The sequence below is a fragment of the Arenimonas fontis genome (assembly GCF_008386465.1).
Classification (GTDB): domain Bacteria; phylum Pseudomonadota; class Gammaproteobacteria; order Xanthomonadales; family Xanthomonadaceae; genus Arenimonas; species Arenimonas fontis.
Genome location: NZ_VUOD01000010.1, coordinates 49935 through 67567 on the forward strand (window position 1 = coordinate 49935; position 17633 = coordinate 67567).

Annotated in this window: 17 protein-coding genes, 1 tRNA gene and 3 pseudogenes; 12 read left to right on the forward strand and 9 right to left on the reverse strand. The window is 69.7% G+C overall.

The window, feature by feature from the left end:
- Positions 1-48 precede the first annotated feature (48 nt).
- Entirely contained in the window at positions 49-1062 is a 1014-nt protein-coding gene (gene dmeF, locus F0415_RS10960; protein WP_149861266.1) for a CDF family Co(II)/Ni(II) efflux transporter DmeF, read from the reverse strand.
- 210 nt (positions 1063-1272) lie between these two features.
- Between dmeF and F0415_RS10965 the strand changes: the two genes are divergently transcribed.
- The 3 genes from F0415_RS10965 (at position 1273) to F0415_RS10975 (ending at position 3659) form a co-directional block, all read left to right on the forward strand.
- Positions 1273-1905, forward strand: coding sequence for a class I SAM-dependent methyltransferase (locus F0415_RS10965; RefSeq protein WP_149861267.1), 633 nt, complete (start codon positions 1273-1275; stop codon positions 1903-1905).
- Positions 1906-2196: 291 nt separating this feature from the next.
- Positions 2197-2793: a type IV toxin-antitoxin system AbiEi family antitoxin domain-containing protein gene (locus F0415_RS10970; protein ID WP_149861268.1), complete on the forward strand. Its 597-nt coding sequence runs from the start codon at positions 2197-2199 to the stop codon at positions 2791-2793.
- Positions 2790-3659 (forward strand): nucleotidyl transferase AbiEii/AbiGii toxin family protein, encoded by an 870-nt coding sequence (locus F0415_RS10975; RefSeq protein WP_149861269.1) that lies wholly within the window; start codon positions 2790-2792, stop codon positions 3657-3659. The genes F0415_RS10970 and F0415_RS10975 overlap by 4 nt, the downstream gene beginning before the upstream one ends.
- Positions 3660-3680: 21 nt before the next feature.
- Here F0415_RS10975 and F0415_RS10980 read toward each other — a convergent pair whose 3' ends face one another.
- Together F0415_RS10980 and F0415_RS10985 are read right to left on the reverse strand one after the other, a co-directional pair.
- A complete protein-coding gene (locus F0415_RS10980; RefSeq protein ID WP_149861270.1) occupies positions 3681-4304 on the reverse strand; it encodes a plasmid pRiA4b ORF-3 family protein in 624 nt (207 codons plus the stop codon).
- A gap of 90 nt (positions 4305-4394) precedes the next feature.
- Positions 4395-4471 (reverse strand) — tRNA-Arg (locus F0415_RS10985).
- A gap of 217 nt (positions 4472-4688) precedes the next feature.
- Here F0415_RS10985 and F0415_RS10990 point away from each other — a divergent pair.
- Complete coding sequence (locus F0415_RS10990) at positions 4689-7457, forward strand: EAL domain-containing protein (protein WP_188310372.1); 2769 nt, start codon at positions 4689-4691, stop codon at positions 7455-7457.
- Between the two features lie 15 nt (positions 7458-7472).
- On the opposite strand, the gene F0415_RS10995 is transcribed toward F0415_RS10990, so the two are convergent.
- The gene (locus F0415_RS10995; RefSeq protein WP_149861272.1) at positions 7473-7709 is read right to left on the reverse strand and encodes a hypothetical protein; all 237 of its coding nucleotides are present in this window, start codon (positions 7707-7709) and stop codon (positions 7473-7475) included.
- Between the two features lie 210 nt (positions 7710-7919).
- Here F0415_RS10995 and ubiA point away from each other — a divergent pair, with 210 nt between their 5' ends.
- Positions 7920-8834, forward strand: coding sequence for a 4-hydroxybenzoate octaprenyltransferase (gene ubiA, locus F0415_RS11000; RefSeq protein ID WP_149861273.1), 915 nt, complete (start codon positions 7920-7922; stop codon positions 8832-8834).
- Between the two features lie 74 nt (positions 8835-8908).
- Here the strand turns inward: ubiA and F0415_RS11005 are convergent, their stop codons facing one another.
- On the reverse strand, positions 8909-9394 hold the full coding sequence (locus F0415_RS11005; RefSeq protein WP_342780506.1) for a ComF family protein: 486 nt from the start codon (positions 9392-9394) through the stop codon (positions 8909-8911).
- Between the two features lie 39 nt (positions 9395-9433).
- Positions 9434-9802, reverse strand: a pseudogene (locus tag F0415_RS12830) (double zinc ribbon domain-containing protein); the annotation flags it as partial.
- A 31-nt stretch (positions 9803-9833) separates the two neighbouring features.
- Here F0415_RS12830 and bioB point away from each other — a divergent pair.
- The 5 genes from bioB (at position 9834) to F0415_RS11030 (ending at position 14537) form a co-directional block, all read left to right on the forward strand.
- Positions 9834-10859 carry a biotin synthase BioB gene (gene bioB / locus F0415_RS11010; RefSeq protein WP_149861274.1) on the forward strand — a complete coding sequence of 342 codons (1026 nt, stop codon included), beginning with the start codon at positions 9834-9836 and terminating at the stop codon, positions 10857-10859.
- Positions 10860-10861: 2 nt separating this feature from the next.
- The gene (gene bioF, locus F0415_RS11015) at positions 10862-12055 is read left to right on the forward strand and encodes an 8-amino-7-oxononanoate synthase (protein ID WP_149861275.1); all 1194 of its coding nucleotides are present in this window, start codon (positions 10862-10864) and stop codon (positions 12053-12055) included.
- Positions 12056-12069: 14 nt separating this feature from the next.
- Positions 12070-12840, forward strand: coding sequence for a pimeloyl-ACP methyl ester esterase BioH (bioH, locus tag F0415_RS11020; protein WP_281286603.1), 771 nt, complete (start codon positions 12070-12072; stop codon positions 12838-12840).
- A gap of 2 nt (positions 12841-12842) precedes the next feature.
- Positions 12843-13718 carry a malonyl-ACP O-methyltransferase BioC gene (gene bioC / locus F0415_RS11025; RefSeq protein WP_149861276.1) on the forward strand — a complete coding sequence of 292 codons (876 nt, stop codon included), beginning with the start codon at positions 12843-12845 and terminating at the stop codon, positions 13716-13718.
- Between the two features lie 93 nt (positions 13719-13811).
- Positions 13812-14537 (forward strand): META and DUF4377 domain-containing protein, encoded by a 726-nt coding sequence (locus F0415_RS11030; protein WP_149861277.1) that lies wholly within the window; start codon positions 13812-13814, stop codon positions 14535-14537.
- 500 nt (positions 14538-15037) lie between these two features.
- Here F0415_RS11030 and F0415_RS11035 read toward each other — a convergent pair.
- A pseudogene (locus tag F0415_RS11035) lies at positions 15038-15421 on the reverse strand (phage integrase N-terminal SAM-like domain-containing protein); the annotation flags it as partial.
- A gap of 186 nt (positions 15422-15607) precedes the next feature.
- On the opposite strand from F0415_RS11035, the gene F0415_RS11040 reads away from it, so the two are divergent.
- Positions 15608-16036: a VOC family protein gene (locus F0415_RS11040; protein ID WP_149861279.1), complete on the forward strand. Its 429-nt coding sequence runs from the start codon at positions 15608-15610 to the stop codon at positions 16034-16036.
- 505 nt (positions 16037-16541) lie between these two features.
- Positions 16542-16928: a hypothetical protein gene (locus tag F0415_RS11045; protein ID WP_149861280.1), complete on the forward strand. Its 387-nt coding sequence runs from the start codon at positions 16542-16544 to the stop codon at positions 16926-16928.
- 254 nt (positions 16929-17182) lie between these two features.
- Here the strand turns inward: F0415_RS11045 and F0415_RS11050 are convergent.
- Positions 17183-17515: pseudogene (locus tag F0415_RS11050) on the reverse strand (transposase); the annotation flags it as partial.
- A gap of 5 nt (positions 17516-17520) precedes the next feature.
- Positions 17521-17633, reverse strand: a 113-nt coding sequence (locus F0415_RS11055) for an integrase core domain-containing protein (protein ID WP_149861220.1), incomplete at its 5' end; no start/stop codon positions are given.

Sequence of the window (17633 nt, forward strand, 5' to 3'; positions counted from 1 at the left end):
CCGCCGCCCGTCGGGGGCCGGGATTGTAACGATCCGGCCGCCGCGGTCCTACCCGGCGGAGTCCGGGCAATGATGGATCTCGATGGTCGAGTGCACGATTTCCGGATGTGCCGCCAGCCTGCGTCTGGCGGCATCGGCGCCAAGCGACCGATCGTGCGTCACCAGGACGACGGCGCAGGCGTAGGCATGCCGGCCGACCCGCCAGACGTGCAGGTCGGTGACGCGGGTGTCGCCGGCCCCGGGCCCGGATTCCAGCGCCGCCCGGATCCCTTCCACCACGGGATGGTCCATTTCGCGGTCGAGCAGCACCTTGCCGGTGTCGCGGATCAGCCCCTTGGCCCAGACCGCCACCAGCACCGCGCCGACGATGCCCATGACCGGATCCAGCCAGGCCCAGCCGTACAGCCAGCCCCCGGCCAGGGCGACGATGGCCAGCACCGAGGTCGCGGCGTCGGCGATCACGTGCAGGTAGGCCGAACGCAGGTTGAGGTCGTGGTGGCGGGGCTCGGCATGATCGTGGCCGGACTCCCGGCCGTGGGCGCGGCCATGATGGTGGCCGTCGTCATGACGATGTCCGTGACCGTGGGGGTGGCCGTGGCCGTGGTGGTGCGCCCGGCCCAGGATCAGGGCGCAGGCGAGGTTGACGCCCAGGCCCAGACCGGCGACCGCGATCGCCTCCCGGTAACGGATCGGTTCCGGCGACAGCAGCCGCTCGAGCGAACCGATCACCATCATCGCCGCCACGCCGAGCAGGAAGATGGCGCCGGCGAAACCGCCGAGCACCTCGATCTTCCAGGTGCCGAAGGCGAAGCGCGGATCCCGGGCGTAACGGCGGGCCGCCGCATAGGCGGCGGCGGACAGGCCGATCGCCAGCGCGTGCGAGCTCATGTGCCAGCCGTCGGCCAGCAGTGCCATCGAGTTGAACCACCAGCCGGCGGCGATCTCCACCGCCATCGCCACCGCCGTGATCCACATCACCAGGCGCGTGCCGCGCTCGGCGGCATGGCTGCCGGTATCGAAGACGTGCTCGTGTTGCCAGCGGGAAAGGTTCTCGGCATGCATGGCGATATCCGCTCGGGGACGTGGCCGCGGCACGGGGCCGGGACAAGGGGCGGCGACGGGGAAGAACCGGGCCGGCGATCATGTTACCGGCCGGGCAGCACCCTGAGATCGTCCGGCACGGGCATCGGCCGCAAGGCGGCGCTACTCTGGGCCTCGTCATGGCGGGAAGGTCTAGCCGGGGCGCTGGGCCATGGAGACCAGGAGCGGAACATGAGCGGCAAACCGGAGCCTTCGCCGCAGGACCACTGGGAAGACGTGTACCAGCGCAAACCGGCCGATACCCTCAGCTGGTACAGGCCGCACCTGGAGACCTCGCTGGCCTTGCTGGAGCAGGCCGGGCTGGGGCCGGACGTGCGGCTCATCGACGTCGGCGGCGGCGCATCCACCCTGGTGGACGACCTGCTGGATCGCGGCGTGGCCGCGATCACCGTGCTGGACCTGTCGCGCCAGGCCCTGGACCTGGCCCGCGCCCGCCTGGGCGACCGCGGTGCCGGCGTACGCTGGTTGGCCGCCGACCTGCTCACCGCCGACTTGCCGGCCGCCGGCTTCGACCTGTGGCACGACCGCGCGGTGCTGCATTTCCTCACCGCCCCGGAGGCGGCCGCCGCCTATGCGGCGCAGGCGGCGCGGGCGCTGCGTCCGGGCGGCCACGCGGTGATCGGCGGCTTCGCTCCCGACGGCCCGGAGCGTTGCAGCGGCCTGCCGGTGGCGCGGCGTTCGGCCGGGGACATCGCCGCGCTGATGGGTCCGGCCTTCCGCCTGGTGGGCCAGCACCGGGAGGTGCACACCACGCCGGGCGGCCACACGCAGGCTTTCGCCTGGGCGGTGTTGCGGCGGGAGTGAGTCGCCCCGGTTCCGGACACCGTGAAACGGCGCCGGGCTTCGGAAGCCGTGAAAACTCAGCTGCGGCAATGGATTGCAGACCGCCTCCTTCCGTCCGAAGCGGTCTGCCCTGCTTTGGCGCCGACCCGAGTCGGCCTGCGACGAGGTCACTTGGAGCCATTCTGCACCGCAGTCCAAGGCTCTTGTCGGCACATTCGCGGGAGTAAAGGCCAGTTCCAAACCTGGTGGCGGGGTGTTACAAAAACACACACATTATTGACATAGATGTAGCAATTAGAACACTCTCGGTGCGTGGATCCCCACGCCAAAGCCAAGCGCCTGCTCGAAGTCCAGGGCACTGCCCGGGCCCGTGACCTCCGGGCCGCCGGGCTGGAGGGTGCCCAGATCACTCGCCTGGTGCAAAGGGGCGAACTGGTCAGGCTCGCGCGTGGGGTCTACTCACTGCCCGGTCGGGCGCCGTCGGCGGACGAGGGGCTGCAGATCGTCGCGCGCCGCGTGCCCGACGGCTTCTTCTGCCTCCTGACGGCGCTGCGCTTCCACGGGCTCACGACACAGGCACCGCACTCGGTCTGGCTGGGTATCGCCGCCGGGCGGCACACGCCCAAGCTGGACTGGCCTTCGCTGCGGGTCGTTCGGTACTCGGGTGCCGGCCTCTCGACTGGAATCGAAACCCACGTCCTCGACGGCGTGCCGCTCCGGGTTACCGGGGTCGCCCGGACCGTCGTGGATTGCTTCAAGTTCCGCAACAGGATCGGTTTGGACGTGGCGCTGGAGGCGCTCGCCCAGGTGCGCCGCGAGCGTCGAACGAGCAACGACGAAATCTGGCGGCTGGCGAGTCAGCTTCGGATGGCAAATGTCATGCGCCCCTATCTGGAATCGGTGGTATGAGCAGTCCCTTGCCAGCACGGATTGATTCGATCCGCCAGCGACTGCTGAACCACGCGAAGCAGGCAGGGGAGGAGTTCCAGCTGACGCTAGACCGCTATGCCGTCGAGCGCCTGCTGTATCGGCTGTCGATCTCGCGCCACCGGGCTGACTTCCTGCTCAAGGGCGCCATGCTTTTCCGGCACTGGTTCGGCCAGGAGCACAGGCCGACGCGCGACGCGGACTTCCTGGGCTTTGGCACTCCGGATCCGGCGCGAATCGAAGCCATCGTCCGCGAACTCTGCGAACTTGAGGTCGACGACGGCCTGGCTTTCGACCTCGCGGGCCTGCGCGTCAGCGAGATCCGGGAAACGGCGCGCTACGACGGCCTGCGAGTGAACCTGCGTGCCCGACTGGGGACGGCGGAGTGCCTGGTCCAGTGGGATATCGGGTTCGGGGATGCCGTGACGCCCGGGCCCGAGGACGCCGAGCTGCCGACCTTGCTCGATGACCTGCCCGCGCCCTCGTTGCGCATCTATCCGCGGGAAACCGTCTTCGCCGAGAAGCTGCAGTCGATCGTCGTGCTCGGTATGACCAACAGCCGGATGAAGGATTACTTCGATCTGCTCAGCCTGGCCCGGGAGGGCCGGCTCGATCCGACGGTGCTTCGAAACGCCGTGTCCGCCACGTTCGCGCGACGGGACACCCCAATGCCTGGTTCCCTGCCGGTGGGGCTGACGGAGGCTTTCGCCTCGGACAACGCCAAGCAAAGGCAATGGCGGGCCTTCCTCGAAAGGGGTCGGCTGGAGGCGCCTGGGCTTGCAGTGGTGGTGGCCGAGTTGGCTGGCGTCGTGGCGCCGCTTCTTGGGAAGCCGCCGGCCTCCCGATAGCCAGGGGCAGCCCGCCGGCTATCAACGTTGGGACGCAATATAAGCCAGCAGCCGCTTGAGCCGCGGCGCCGGGTTGGCGAACTTCACCTGCTGTTCGTCGAAGGCCTCGGGATCGAACTTGCCGCGCCTGCCCTTCTGGCGGCTGGCCCAGACGTGGGACGCCTTGTGGTCCGGGTCTTCCGGGTCGGCCAGGGTTTCGAGAAGGCTTTCGTAACCGCCCGGGCCGCCGCAGTCGTCGGGCGGCGCCGAACGCTCGCCGGCCGTGCAGCGCGGATACTTCTTGCCTGGCGCCGCTTCGAGGACGTCCTCGAGCACGACCGCGTGTTCCCAGCCGTCGCCGAAGTCGTATTCGTATTCCAGCCGAGGATTGGCCCGGCTCAGGACGTCGGCCACGCGGTGCTCCCAGCCGGGCAGGGGCGGATCGTCGTCGAACTCGTCCAGCGGCATGCCGAAGCGCGGATGGCCGCCGCGCCGGCCCCAGGGCCGGAACTCGTGCAGGTGGGTGTCAGTCCAGGCGAAGGCGCTCTGGATGGCGACGTGCAGGTCCCAGAAGGTGTAGTCGCCCGGCACCTGCAGGCGGCGCCAGATCAGCGGCTCGATCCCCCGGAGTTCGACCCGGATCTGGAGAACCTTCGAAGTCTTCATGCCGGCCTTGCCTCGCCCCAGTGTCCTATCAGGATGAAGGCGACAGCTTGCCCGGGATCGGATGCGGTCCCGGACCTGTCGCGGGGGAACTGGCGCGCCTGGAGGGATTCGAACCCCCGACCAACGGCTTCGGAAGCCGCTACTCTATCCGGCTGAGCTACAGGCGCGTGTTTCGGCGCTCCCGGCACCGGCGGAGCCCGGTGCGGTGCGGGCCGGTCATTCTCGCAGGTAGCCGCCGGCATGGGAAGCCGGGCCGGGCCCGGAAAGCGGGCGGCCAAGCTGAACGGCTCGTCCTTCGAGGCGCCGGTCTGTGCGCTGGCGCACAGCAGGGCCGGCAGTCCTGTGACAGAACAATGGCGAGGTCCATCCTTGGGGAGGCCATTGTTGTCCGCATTCACCGCCAGCCTGTTGCAGCATCCGGTTCGCCGCGCCCTGTTGGTTCTGGACGCGGAAGGCCGGGTACTGGGCGGCAACTCCCGTGCTGCCGAGCTGGTCGGCCCGGCCCGTGAACCCTTGCTGCGGGAGGCGTTGGCGCAAGGCATCCGGCAGCTGGCCGATCATCCCGACCGGGTGGTCGGGCACCGGCATGAGGACGCCGACGGCGTGCTGGAATGCCTGCTGCGCGCCGTGCGCGACGACCGCGGCGATCTGCAGGGCTATACCGTCAGCCTTCACGACGGCGACGACGGCGCGGAACCGGCCGAGGCGCCGGATGCGGCCCGCTGGCGCTTCGCCCTGGAAGGCGCCCGCGACGGCCTCTGGGACTGGGACGCCAGCACCGGCAAGGTATACCGGTCCGGCCGCTGCTTCAGCATGCTGGGCTACCCGCACAACGCCTTCGACGGCAGTTTCGATGCCTGGCAGGCCCTGATCCATCCGGACGACCGCCCGCGCGTCGCCGAGGCCCTGCATGCCCACCTGGCCGGCGAACGCGAGAACTATCAGGTGGACTACCGGGTGCGCGACGCCAATGGCCGCTGGCGCTGGATCCTGGACCGCGGCCGCGCCCTGCGCTGGGACACGCACGGGCGGCCCCTCCGGGTGATCGGCACCCACACCGACATCCACGACTACAAGCAGATCGAACTGCAGTTGCGCGAGCGCGAGCTGATCCTCAACCAGGCCCAGCACGTGGCCCGCCTGGGCAGCTGGAGCTGGGACGCCGAGGCCGATGTCCTGTGGTGGTCGGACGAGCTGTACCTGATCGCCGGCCTGCGGCCGGGCAGCACGCCGCCGCCGTTCCGTTCGCAGAAGCACCTGTTCACGCCAGAGTCCTACGCCCGCCTGCGCGAGGCCTCCATCGCCATCCTGCGCGAGGGCAAGCCCTACGCGCTGGAACTGGAGATGGTGCGGCCCAACGGCGAACGCCGGGTGGTGCAGGCGCGTGGCGAGGGCATTCCCGGTCCGGACGGGGTGGTGCGGCGGCTGGTGGGCGTGCTGCACGACATCACCGAACAGCGACGGAGCGAGGAAACCGCGCGCTGGCGCAACGACCTGCTCAACCGCATCGCCGCCGTCGGTCGCATCGGCGGTTTCGAATTGATCCTGGACACGGACGAGCTGCACTGGACCGACGAGAACTACCGCATCCACGGCATCCCGTCCGGCACGCCGCTGCGTTTCGAAGACACCCTGCCCCACTACGCGCCCGAGTCGCGGATGGAGCTGCGCGAAGCGCTGTCACGGCTGGTCGCCGGGGTGACGCACGAGGAAACGCTGGAAGCCTGCTACTTCACGCCTGACGAGCGGCGCATCTGGTTGCGCATCACCGCCCGCATGGAGCGGCGCGACGGCCAGCCCTACCGCGTCACCGGCCTGACCCAGGACATTACCGAAGAGCACGAGGCCAACGAACGCATCGAGCAGCTGGCCCACTACGACGTGCTGACCGGCCTGCCCAACCGCTATCTCTTCGAGGCCCAGGCCAGCGCAGCGGTGGCGCTGGCGCGGACCTCCGGCAAGCCGCTGGCCCTGCTGTTCCTCGACCTGGACCGCTTCAAGTTCGTCAACGACACCCAGGGCCACGAGGCCGGCGACCGGCTGCTGCGCGAGGTGGCCGGCCGGCTGAAGGCCTGCGTGCGTGGTTCGGACATGGTCGGCCGGTTGGGCGGCGACGAATTCCTGGTGCTGTTGCGTGAGGTGGCCAGGCCCGAGGACGCGGCCCTGGTGGCGCGCAAGATCATCGATGTCCTGGGCATGCCGGTGGACCTGGGCGGCACCGAGGCGCGCATCGGCTGCAGCGTCGGCATCGCCCTGCTCAACGACGGCATCCGGGATCTCGACGCGCTGATGCGGGCCGCCGACACCGCCATGTACGCGGCCAAGGATGCCGGTCGCAACACCTATCAGTTCTACAACGACACGTTCTACGAAAAGGTGCGGCGGCGGGTGGCGCTGGAGCAGGAGCTGCGCGGTGCGGTGGAGCGCGGCGAGTTTCATCTGGTATTCCAGCCCACGCTGCGCCTGGCCGACGGGCGGGTCGGGGTGATCGAGGCCCTGATGCGCTGGCGCACCGCCTCAGGCGAACTGCGCAACCCGGCCGAGTTCATTCCGATCGCCGAAGAAAGCGGCGAGATCCTCGCCATGGGCCGGTGGGCCCTGGAACAGGCCTGCCGGCAGGCCCGCCGCTGGCACGAGCAGGGCCTGGCCTTCGAACGAATCGCCGTCAACGTGTCCGCGCTGCAGTTGCGCGATCCCGAGTTCGCCACCCAGGTCGTGGCGACCTGCCAGCGCACCGGCTGGGCCACCGACCGGCTGCAACTGGAAATCACCGAAAGTTCGCTGATGGCCGACTCCGAGACCCTGCGCCGCAGTTTCGAGTTGTTCCGGCGCCACGGCATCGGCCTGGCCATCGACGATTTCGGCACCGGCTTCTCCAACCTCGGCTACCTGCACCGCTTCCCGGTGCGGCACCTGAAGATAGACCGCAGTTTCGTCTCGCAGATGGGCGAACAGGCCAACATGCTCGAGCTCACCCACGCGGTGGTCAGCCTGGGCCATGCCCTGGGCCTGAGCGTAGTGGCCGAGGGCGTGGAGACCGAGGCGCAGCAGGCCCTGCTCAAGGCCCAGGGCTGCGACGAGGCGCAGGGTTATCTCTACACCCGCCCCTTGGCCGGGCCCGAACTCGCCGACTGGCTGCGTTCACGCCGCTGAGCCGGCGCCGCCCGCTCAGCGCGACGGGCTGTACACCGCCGCGTGGATGCAGGACAGGATGGCCACCAGCACGCCGCCGAAGGGCAGCAAGCCCAGCGACAGCAGGAAGGTGATGCCGTAGCCGATACCGGCCAGGACGAACCAGAACAGGGCCCACAACACCCGGCCCTGCACGAGCTGGCCCAGGCCTGGAATGATCAGGCTGCAGATGGCGGCGATGACGTTGCCGGTGGAACCCTGGCCTGCGCTCATGAAGCTCGCTCCTGTCGGGGTGGGTGAGATGCTCACAATGGGGGCGTTCCGCCGACCGGGCAAGGGGCGGTGGTCACGGCCGGCGCGCAGCACCGGTGCGCAACGCCGGGGCGCGGCGCCGGTACGCATTCCCGAGGGAAGCGCCCGGAGGATCCGTCACCGCTTTGGCCGGCGATGCCTGGCGCCGGACCGCCCTGCTAGGCTTTCGCGATGGCTTACGAATACGAACGCTACGCCAAGCCGACACCGCCGCCGCCGCCTCCGAGCTGGCGCAAGCGCATGGATGCCTACTGGCGGCTGCTGCGCGGCGACCGCCCGGTCGGCACCCTGCTGCTGCTCTGGCCCACCTGGTGGGCGCTGTGGCTGGCGGCCGAAGGCCTGCCCCCGTGGAAGCTCCTGCTGATCTTCACTGCCGGCGTCTGGCTGACCCGCTCGGCCGGCTGCGTCATCAACGACTACGCCGACCGCTGGCTGGATCCGCAGGTCGAGCGCACCCGCGGCCGGCCCCTGGCCACCGGCGAAGTCTCCGCCACCGAAGCGCTGCTGATCTTCGCGGCGATGATGCTGGCGGCGTTCGGCCTGGTGCTGCTGACCAACCGCCTGACCGTGCTGCTGAGCATCGCCGGCGCCTTCCTGGCCGCCAGCTATCCCTTCCTCAAGCGCTACACCTACCTGCCACAGGTCTACCTGGGCATCGCCTTCGGCTGGGGCATACCGATGGCCTTCGCGGCGGTGCAGGGCACGGTGCCGGCAATCGCCTGGCTGCTGTTCCTGGCCAACCTGCTGTGGACCACCGGCTACGACACCTGGTACGCCATGGTGGACCGGGAGGACGATCTGAAGGCCGGGGCGAAATCCACCGCCATCCTGTTCGGCGATGCCGACCTGATCGCCCAGACGGTGCTGTTCGGCGGCTTCCTGCTCGGCCTGGGCCTGCTCGGCGGCCGGGCCGGGCTGGGCCTGTACTACTACGTGGCCCTGGGCGTGGCGGCCGTGCTGGTGCTGCGGCAGTTCTGGGTCGCCCGCGGTCGCGGCCGGGCCGAGTGTTTCCAGGCCTTCCTGTCCAACCAGTGGGTCGGCCTGGCGGTGTTCGCCGGCATCGCCGGGCACTACGCCCTGGACTGAGCGCGCGGCGGATTCTTCCGGCGGCAGGCCTGCGGCCGTCCACGGCCGCATGAAGGCGTTGCGCGCTCCTTCGCTCAGCCAGGCGGCGGCGCCCGGGCCAGCGCCCACAGGTCCACCCGTCGCACGCCGGCCGTGCGCAGCACCCGCGCGGCTTCGTCCAGGGTGGCGCCGGTGGTCATCACGTCGTCGAACAGGGCCAGGTGATCCGGCAGCGGCACCCCTGCCGGCACCGCGAAAGCGCCGCGCACGTTGCGGCGGCGTTCCCGGGCCTCGAGTCCGGACTGGGCTGCGGTGGCCCGGCGGCGCCGCAGGCCACCGGTCAGCAGGGGCAGGCCCAGGGCCCGGGCCAGGGGCCGGGCCAGTTCCAGGGCTTGGTCGAAGCCGCGCCGGCGCAGGCGCGAGCGGTGCAGCGGCAAGGGCAGCAGGGCCTGCGGCCGGGGTGCCGCCATGAACGCCGGCAAGGCCAGCTGCGTCAGCAGCCGACCCGCGGCCAGGTCGGCATGGAACTTGAGCCGCGGCAGCAGCCGGTCCAGCGGCGGGGCGTAGAGGAAGGCGGCCACCGCCCACGCCTGCACCGGCGGCCGTGCCAGGCAGCGCCCGCAGACCTCGCCGGCCGGTGCCGGCAGGGCGCACCGCGGGCAGGCCGGTGGCAGACGCGGCAGGGCAGCCAGGCAAGCCGTGCACAGGTCCAGGCCGGCCTCGCCCGGGAGGCCGCAGAGCAGGCAGCGCGGCGGCAGCAGCCAGGCGGCCAGGCGTGTCAGCGCCCGGCCCGGCCAGGGCGCCGGCCTGAACGCCGCCCCGATTCCGCAAATCGGCTCCGTGGATGGCCCCGATACAGGCCTGCCGGGCTCCGGCCCCGACCGTGCAGGGCTGGGGTTACGGACGTGACGGGCGGAACCGCCGGCGCCGTCAACCAGCCGCCCCGGCGTTTGGTTGACAGGTCCGGACATGCTCACCAGACTGCCCATCCCCTGGCCGCCGCGCCGTCAGGAAACCGCCATGCCCGCCGTCATCCGCCATGACTGGACGCGCGAGGAAGTCCTCGCCCTGTTTGACCTGCCCTTCCCGGAGCTGCTGCACCGCGCCGCCAGCGTGCACCGCGAGCGCTTCGATCCGGCCGAGGTCCAGGTGTCGACCCTGCTGTCGGTGAAGACCGGTGGCTGCCCCGAGGACTGCGCCTACTGCCCGCAGGCCGCCCGCTATCACACCGGCGTGCAGGCAACGAAGCTGATGAGCGCCGATCAAGTGCTGGAGAAGGCCCGCCAGGCCAAGGCCGCCGGCGCCACCCGCTTCTGCATGGGCGCCGCCTGGCGCAGCCCCAAGGACCGCGACATCCCCAAGGTGGCCGAGATGATCCGCGGGGTGAAGGCCCTGGGCCTGGAAACCTGCGCCACCCTCGGCATGCTCAGCGCCGACCAGGCGCGGGCCCTGCGCCAGGCCGGCCTGGACTACTACAACCACAACATCGACACCGACCCCGAGTACTACGGGCAGATCATCAGCACCCGCGAGGTGGAGGACCGCTTCCGCACCCTGGAGCACGTGCGCGAGGCCGGCCTGAAGACCTGCTGCGGCGGCATCGTCGGCATGGGCGAGCGGCGCGAGCAGCGCGCCGGCCTGCTGATGGCCCTGGCCAACCTGCCGGCGCACCCGGATTCGGTGCCGATCAACCGGCTGGTGGAAGTGGCGGGAACGCCCCTGGCCGAGCGGCACACCGCGGCCGAGCTGGACCCGTTCGAATTCGTCCGCACCATCGCCGTGGCCCGCATCCTGATGCCGGCCTCGATGGTCCGCCTCTCGGCCGGCCGCGCCAGCATGAGCGACGAACTGCAGGCGCTGTGCTTCCTCGCCGGCGCCAACTCCATCTTCTATGGCGAGCAGCTGCTGACCACCGGCAACCCCGACACCGAGGCCGACCAGGCCCTGTTCGCCCGCCTGGGCCTGCGGCCGATGCACGTGACGCAGGAATCGGGCACCGTCCACGCCGACATCGTCGAGCCGGCCAAGCCGGCCTGCGCGGCCTGAGCATGGCCAGGCAGCGGCTGTCGGACCGGGTCGCCGCGGCACGGGCCGAACGCGCCGCGCGTCTGGCCCTGCGCCGGCGCCGCGAGGTGGAAGCGCGCGAAGGCGCCCGCGTGCTGGTGGACGGCCGGCAACTGCTCAGCTTCTGCTCCAACGATTACCTGGGCCTGGGCCAGCACCTGGACGTGGTGGCGGCCCTGCAGGAAGCGGCCGCCTGGCACGGCCTCGGCAGCACCGGCTCGCCGGCGGTCAGCGGCCACCACGGCGAGCACGCCGCCTTCGAACGCGAGATGGCGCAATGGCTGGGCTACCCGCGGGCCTTGCTGCTGGGCAGCGGCTACCTGGCCAACCTGGCGGTGCTGCAGTCGCTGCTGCGCGAGGGCGACGTCTGCGTGCAGGACAAGCTCAACCACGCCTGCCTGATAGACGGCGCGCGCCTGTCCGGCGCCGAGCTCAAGCGTTACCCGCACCTGGATGTCGAGGCCGCGCTGCGCCAGTTGATGAGCCGGCGCGATGGCGCGGCGATCCTGGCCACCGACGGCGTCTTCAGCATGGACGGCGATTCCGCGCCGCTGGCCGATTTGGCCCTGGTGGCGCGTGCCCAGGGCGCCACCCTGTTCGTGGACGATGCCCATGGCATCGGCGTGCTCGGCCCCGACGGCCGTGGCAGCGTGGCCGCCGCCGGCCTCGGCCCGAGGGAAGTGCCGCTGCTGCTGCTGCCGCTGGGCAAGGCCTTCGGCGGCCAGGGCGCGGTGCTGTTGGGCCCCGAAGACCTGGTCGGCCATGTAGCCGAGACCGCTCGGCCCTACCTGTATTCGACCGCGCCGGCGCCGGCCATGGCCGCGGCCATGCGCGCCTCGCTGCGGCTGATCCGCGGCCAGGCCTGGCGCCGGGCCAAGCTGGCCTCGCTCGTGGCGCGGTTCCGTCGCGGCGCGGCCGCGCTCGGCCTGCCGCTGCAGGAATCCTTCACGCCGATCCAGCCGCTGCTGCTTGGCGAGAACCGGCGCGCGCTGGAGGTGGCGGCGGCGCTGGAGGAACGCGGCTACCTGGTCGCCGCCATCCGTCCGCCGACCGTGCCCGAGGGCCAGGCGCGCCTGCGCATCACCCTCTCGGTGGACCACAGCGAGGCCGATGTCGATGGCCTGCTGGCGGCCCTGGCCGAGGCGGTGAAGCCGCCGACCCGGCCCGTCACGATCTGAGTCCTTCCCCCGCAGTGGAGCTTCACCACGACATTCGCGGCGCCGGCCCCGACCTGGTGCTCCTGCACGGCTGGGCCATGCATGCCGGCGTGTTTGAGCCACTGGTCGAACGCCTGTCCTCGCAGTTCACCCTGCACCTGGTGGACCTGCCGGGGCACGGACGCAGCGCGGGCAGTGGCATTCCGCTGCGCCTGGAGGACACCGCGCAGGCGATCGCCGCCGTGGTGCCGGAGCAGGCGCTGTGGCTGGGCTGGTCGCTGGGCGGTTTGGTGACGCTGCACGCGGCCGCGTCCGGCGCCGCCAGCGCCCGTGGCCTGGTGCTGCTGGCGTCCAGTCCGCGTTTCGTACGCGCCGAGGACTGGCCGGCCGGCATGGACCCGGCCGTGTTCGAAGGCTTCGCGCAGCAGCTGGCCGCCGACTGGCGCGGCACCGTCGACCGCTTCCTCGCCCTGGAAGTGCACGGCAGCGAGAATATGCGCGAGGAGCTGCGCCTGCTGCGCGCCATGGCCTTCGCCCACGGCGAGCCGGAGGCGACGGTGCTGGCCGATGGCCTGGCCCTGCTCGCCCGGGGCGACCTGCGCCCGGCGCTGCCCGGACTGTCGGTGCCCTCGCTGTGGATCGCCGGCCGCCGCGATCGCGTCGTGCACCCCGATGCCATGCGCGCCGCCGCCGAAGCCGCGCCCGGCGCGTGCTTCCTGGAAGTGCAGCGCGCCGGCCACGCACCCTTCCTCACTCACGCCGACGTCGTCGCCGACGCGGTTGCCGATTTCGCCGCCAGCCTCTGACCGTGAACGACGTGTTCGACCGCCGCCAGCTCCGCCGCGCCTTCGGCCGCGCCGCGCCACGCTACAACGAGGTGGCGCGCCTGCAGCAGGAGATCGAACAGCGCCTGCTCGAGCAGCTGGAGTACCTGGACGACCGCCAGCCCGGCCGCATCCTCGACCTGGGCTGCGGCCCCGGCCGCGCCGCCGGCGCCATGAAGAAGCGCTGGCCGCGCGCCGAGGTGATCGCCCTGGACGCGGCCCTGCCGATGCTGCGGGAAGTGCCGCGGCACACCCGCTTCTGGCGGCCGGTGCGGCGGATCTGCGCCGATGTGATGCGGCTGCCGCTGGCCGACCAGTGTGCCGACCTGCTGTTCTCCAACCTCTGCCTGCAGTGGGTGGACGACCTGCCGGCGGTGCTGTCGGAGTTCCGCCGCGTGCTGCGGCCCGATGGCCTGCTGCTGTTCACCACCTTTGGCCCCGACACCCTGATCGAGCTGCGCGAGGCCTACCTGGCCGCCGGCGAGGAGCCGCCGCTTTCGCCCTTCGCGCACATCCAGCAGGTGGGCGACGCGATGATGGCCGCCGGCTTCCGCGACCCGGTGCTGGACCGCGACGAGCTCACCCTCGAATACCCGGACGTGCATGCGCTGATGCGCGAGCTGAAGGCCATCGGCGCCGGCGATGCCCGCCGCGACCGCCCGCGCGGCCTGGCCGGCCGCGGTCGCCTGCAGCGGGTGACCGCCGCCTACGAGCAGCAGCGCCGCAATGGCGTGCTGCCTTCCACCTGGGAAGTGATCACCGCCCAGGCCTGGGGCCCGCAGCCCGGCGCACCGCGGCGCGAGCGCGGCGCCGACCTGGCGGCCTTCCCCGCCGACCGCATTCCGGTGCGGCGCCGTTGAAGCAACTGCGCCCGGTGTCGGCCGGGCACAGCCTTCGCGGCGGCGGCGTTACACTGCCGGAGCCGCCGGCCGGCGGTGTCACCGGAGTCCGCGATGTCCACCGCCCGCCTGCTGCTCGCCGCCGCCTGCGCCGCCGCCCTTGCCGCCTGCGCCGGCCAGGAAACCCGCGTGATCGCCGACAGCGGCGACATCGTCACCGACACCGACTGGTACGAGCAGTCGCCCACCGCCGGCCAGGCCGCGCCGGCGCCGCAGGCGGTGCTGCGCCTCGGCGAGGGCCGCTTCAGCCTGCGCGGCCCCTGCAACAACCACACCGGCGCCTGGCGCAACGACGGCGGCACCTGGACCTTCGGCGGCGAGGGCGGCGCCATCGCCAGCACCCGCATGCTCTGCCCGCCGCCGATCATGGCGCGCGAACAGGCCATGCTCGAACTGCTGGTGAAGCCGCTGCGCGCCGAACTGGCCGGCACCTCGCTGTGGCTGCGCGCCGACGACGGCCGCAGCCTGCGCTTCGACCAGCGCGAGCTCACCGAGGCCGGCCGCGAACGCATCCTCCAGGTCGCCGCCCAGCGCGCGCCCTGCACCGGTGTCGTCGAAACCCTCTGCCTGCAGATCCGCTTCCAGCCCGGCGAACCCTGGCAGCTGCTGCACGGCGAGATCGAGGGCTTCGCCTGGCAGTCCGGCACGGAATACGTGCTGCGCGTGCGCGAGGTGCCGCGCGACAGGGTGCCGGCGGATGCGAGTGCGGTGAGGTGGGTGTTGGAGGAGGTGCTGGACAGCAGCGCCGATGCCGCGCCCTCGCGAGACGCGGGCCGGTGACGCGCACGCCCGTGCCGCGGCCGGCACCGGCACCGCGTGGAAGATGAAGCGCGGCCTGGTCGTCGTCGTGGCCCTGTTGGTGGCGGCATTCTCTGCCACATCGCTCCTGTCGGGCGCCGATTACCTGCAGCTGCGCCTGCCGGGAGGGTTGCCGCTGGGCAACCTGCTCGCCGCGCTGGGGCTGATCGCCATCGCTGGCGCCGCGTTCGCCCTTTCGCAGGCCGGCACCATCGCGCGGTTCCTGGCTGGGCTGGCCATGATCCTCTCGCTCGCCTGGCTGCCTGCTTCGGTTCTCCTTGCCGGCGATCTCGCGCTCAACTTCAGCGGCGGCACTGGTTCGGTATGGCTGGCAGTGACGGCCACCACGATCTTTTCGGCCGTGCTGGCGCTTGTCTGGGCTGCCCTCCACCGCCTGGCGCGAGCTCTCCGTCGCCGCAGGCCACCATCTTCGATACGGTAGGCAGCGGCAGGGAGGGGCGGAACAGCGCCTTCGCTGCCCGCACCTCGGCCTGGCTGAGCAGCGTCGGCAGGCGCTGCGGCCGCTTGCCACGCACCACCTCATCCATCCACGGCAGCTTGAGCTCCAGCGCCTCGCGGTAGAGGAACGGCAGCGCCGACAGCGCCTGGTTCTGGGTACTGGGCGCAACCCGCCCCTTGCGCGCCAGGTCGCTGAGGAAGCGTTCCACTTCCGCGCCGCCCATTTCGCGCGGATGCCGCCTGCCGTTGGCCTGGATATAGCGGCGAATCCAGTAAAGATACGCCTGCTCGGTACGCAAGCTGTAATGCTTCATCCGCAAACGGCGCCGAACTTCGTCCAGCAACCGTGGCCGTTCCGGCGGGGTTCGCACGCCGGTTACGGCTGCAGCGCTGCGGTCATATTGCATATGGACGTCTCCCCACCGGATAACGCCCTCAATGTTTCATGCCCCCAGCCCCGCGCCCACCGCCACAAACCACTGATTCCTATAGGAAAAGCCTGATTGACGAGCCCCTCAGCCCAGCCACAGAATCCGTGCTACGCCCCACTTCGGGGTCTAATAGTAGTTATGCCTCACAAAGGAGTTCAATCTATGAAGCCACGGATTAAGGTCATTACTCTCGGCGTAGATGATCTTGAAAGATCGCTTCGCTTCTATCGTGATGGGTTGGGGTTGGAAACAGAAGGCATCATTGGGACGGAGTTCGAGCACGGTGCAGTTGTATTCTTCGATCTGGAAGGAGGCTTGAAACTTGCCCTCTTTCCTCGAAAAAGCCTTGCGCACGACTCTACGGTTCCACTCGGACCGCCAAGCGCAACCGAACTTTCAATTGGCCACAACGTCGGATCCAAAAAGGCAGTCGACACTGTAATGGAGCAGGCGAGAAGGTGCGGCGCCACCATCGTCAAGCAAGCACAGGATACTTTTTGGGGAGGCTATGGCGGATACTTTCAAGACCCCGATGGGCATCTCTGGGAAATCGTGTGGAACCCTCAATGGGTAGTCGAAGATGAGGCATAACAAATCATTCAAGCCGACGCCGCTTCGCGGCGCGGCTTAATTCAGGCGTTAGGCCCCTAATGCGAGTTCACACGCTACCGCTGGCCCTTGGCATCGTGGTTCTGGCCGCGTCGTGTCAGTCGAACCGGCCTACCGCGCCGGGGGCCAAGATTGCTGCGCCTAACCCAGCCGCAATCTGCCTCACCGGCCTCCCGGCGCAGGAATGGTCCGAAGTCACAGAGCCTGCTGGTGCCGAAGAGCTTCGGGCCAAGTCGGTCACGTCCTTCGCAGTCCCGTTGAACGAGCCGAGCGAGCACTGGTTCCGCTCGGGAGAGAAGTTGTTGTACTGCCGCATGGAGGACTGGTGCATAGCCGAAGCCTGGCAGTTCGCGCCGGAGCCAAATGGCAACTTCGCAGTAATCGCTCACAACTCATGGGTCTGTGTTACGGGGCCTAACAATTCGTCCAAGCCGACGCCGCTTCGCGGCGCGGCTTAACTCAGGTGTTAGGTGTTGGGGGACACATCATGGCGATCGTTTGGTTCATCATTTTTCTCTTCGTTAGCCACTTCTTCGCCCTGCAGATCTTCCGTCTCACCACGTACCACAAGTATTTCCTTCCCGCACTGCCGCTTCTTGTTGCCTACAGCGCGCTTGTCGGCTGGCTCTTGTACAAATTTCAGCTCCACGCATTCTTTCTATGGCAGGTTGCAATCGTCTCCGTCTGGCTATTCGTTCTTGCTCGCCGCAACTCGCGCCAAGCGCAAGCCATGCTTCACGCTGCGGGTTCTGACGGTGACAGGGTGAGATTCCTGGCCGAGTCCATTGGCAAGACCAAGCAGTTCTTTGCATACAGTTCTTTTGTGTATGTCTTGGTGTTCGCGGCCGCATTCTTGTGGGCCTACAACACCTAACAATTCGTGTATGGACTCCCCCTGCAAACAGCGCACGGATTGATCTCTGACTTTCGGAAGCGGATCGGTTGCAGTCGTGTATTCGGCCTTGGGGTGAGCGCGTTGCGCTCGGGCCATCATGAAATCCGCGGGCGGGGGCCTATCGTTCAAGCGGCTTCGCGAGCCGGAATTGTTATCGGCCTTGCCCCACCCGGGGACCGAACCCTTCGTCATGATCGAGATCGTGGTGCACTCCTGGCAGTTTCCGTTCGCCCTCAGGCGGCTTCGGGTTTGACGCTGATGTGAGCCGGGTTGAATGCGGCGCCGTGGTGGTCGATGGCCCATAGCCTGCGCGCCAGCTTGTTGGCCAGGGCCACGGCCGCCTTGTTGTGGCCTTGGCGTTGCTGCAACTCCAATGCCCAAGCCTGAAGCGGGTCGAGTGGCCTACCGGCTCGCTGGCGCATCGCGGCGGATCGCAGGACCGCGCGCCCACCATGGATCAGCAGCGTGCGCAGGTAGCTGTCGCCGCGCTTGGTGATCTTCCCCAGCCGCCGCTGCTGGCCCGAGGAATGCTCGCGTGGCACCAAGCCCAGCCACGCCGTAAGCTTCCCCGTCAAGCACACAATGCAAAAGTAGAACTTTCCTCGTATTGCTGGCGGACCTCGGCGGGCGTCATATCGCCGAGGGAATCGTGGGGTCGTTGCTCGTTGTATTCGATCATCCACC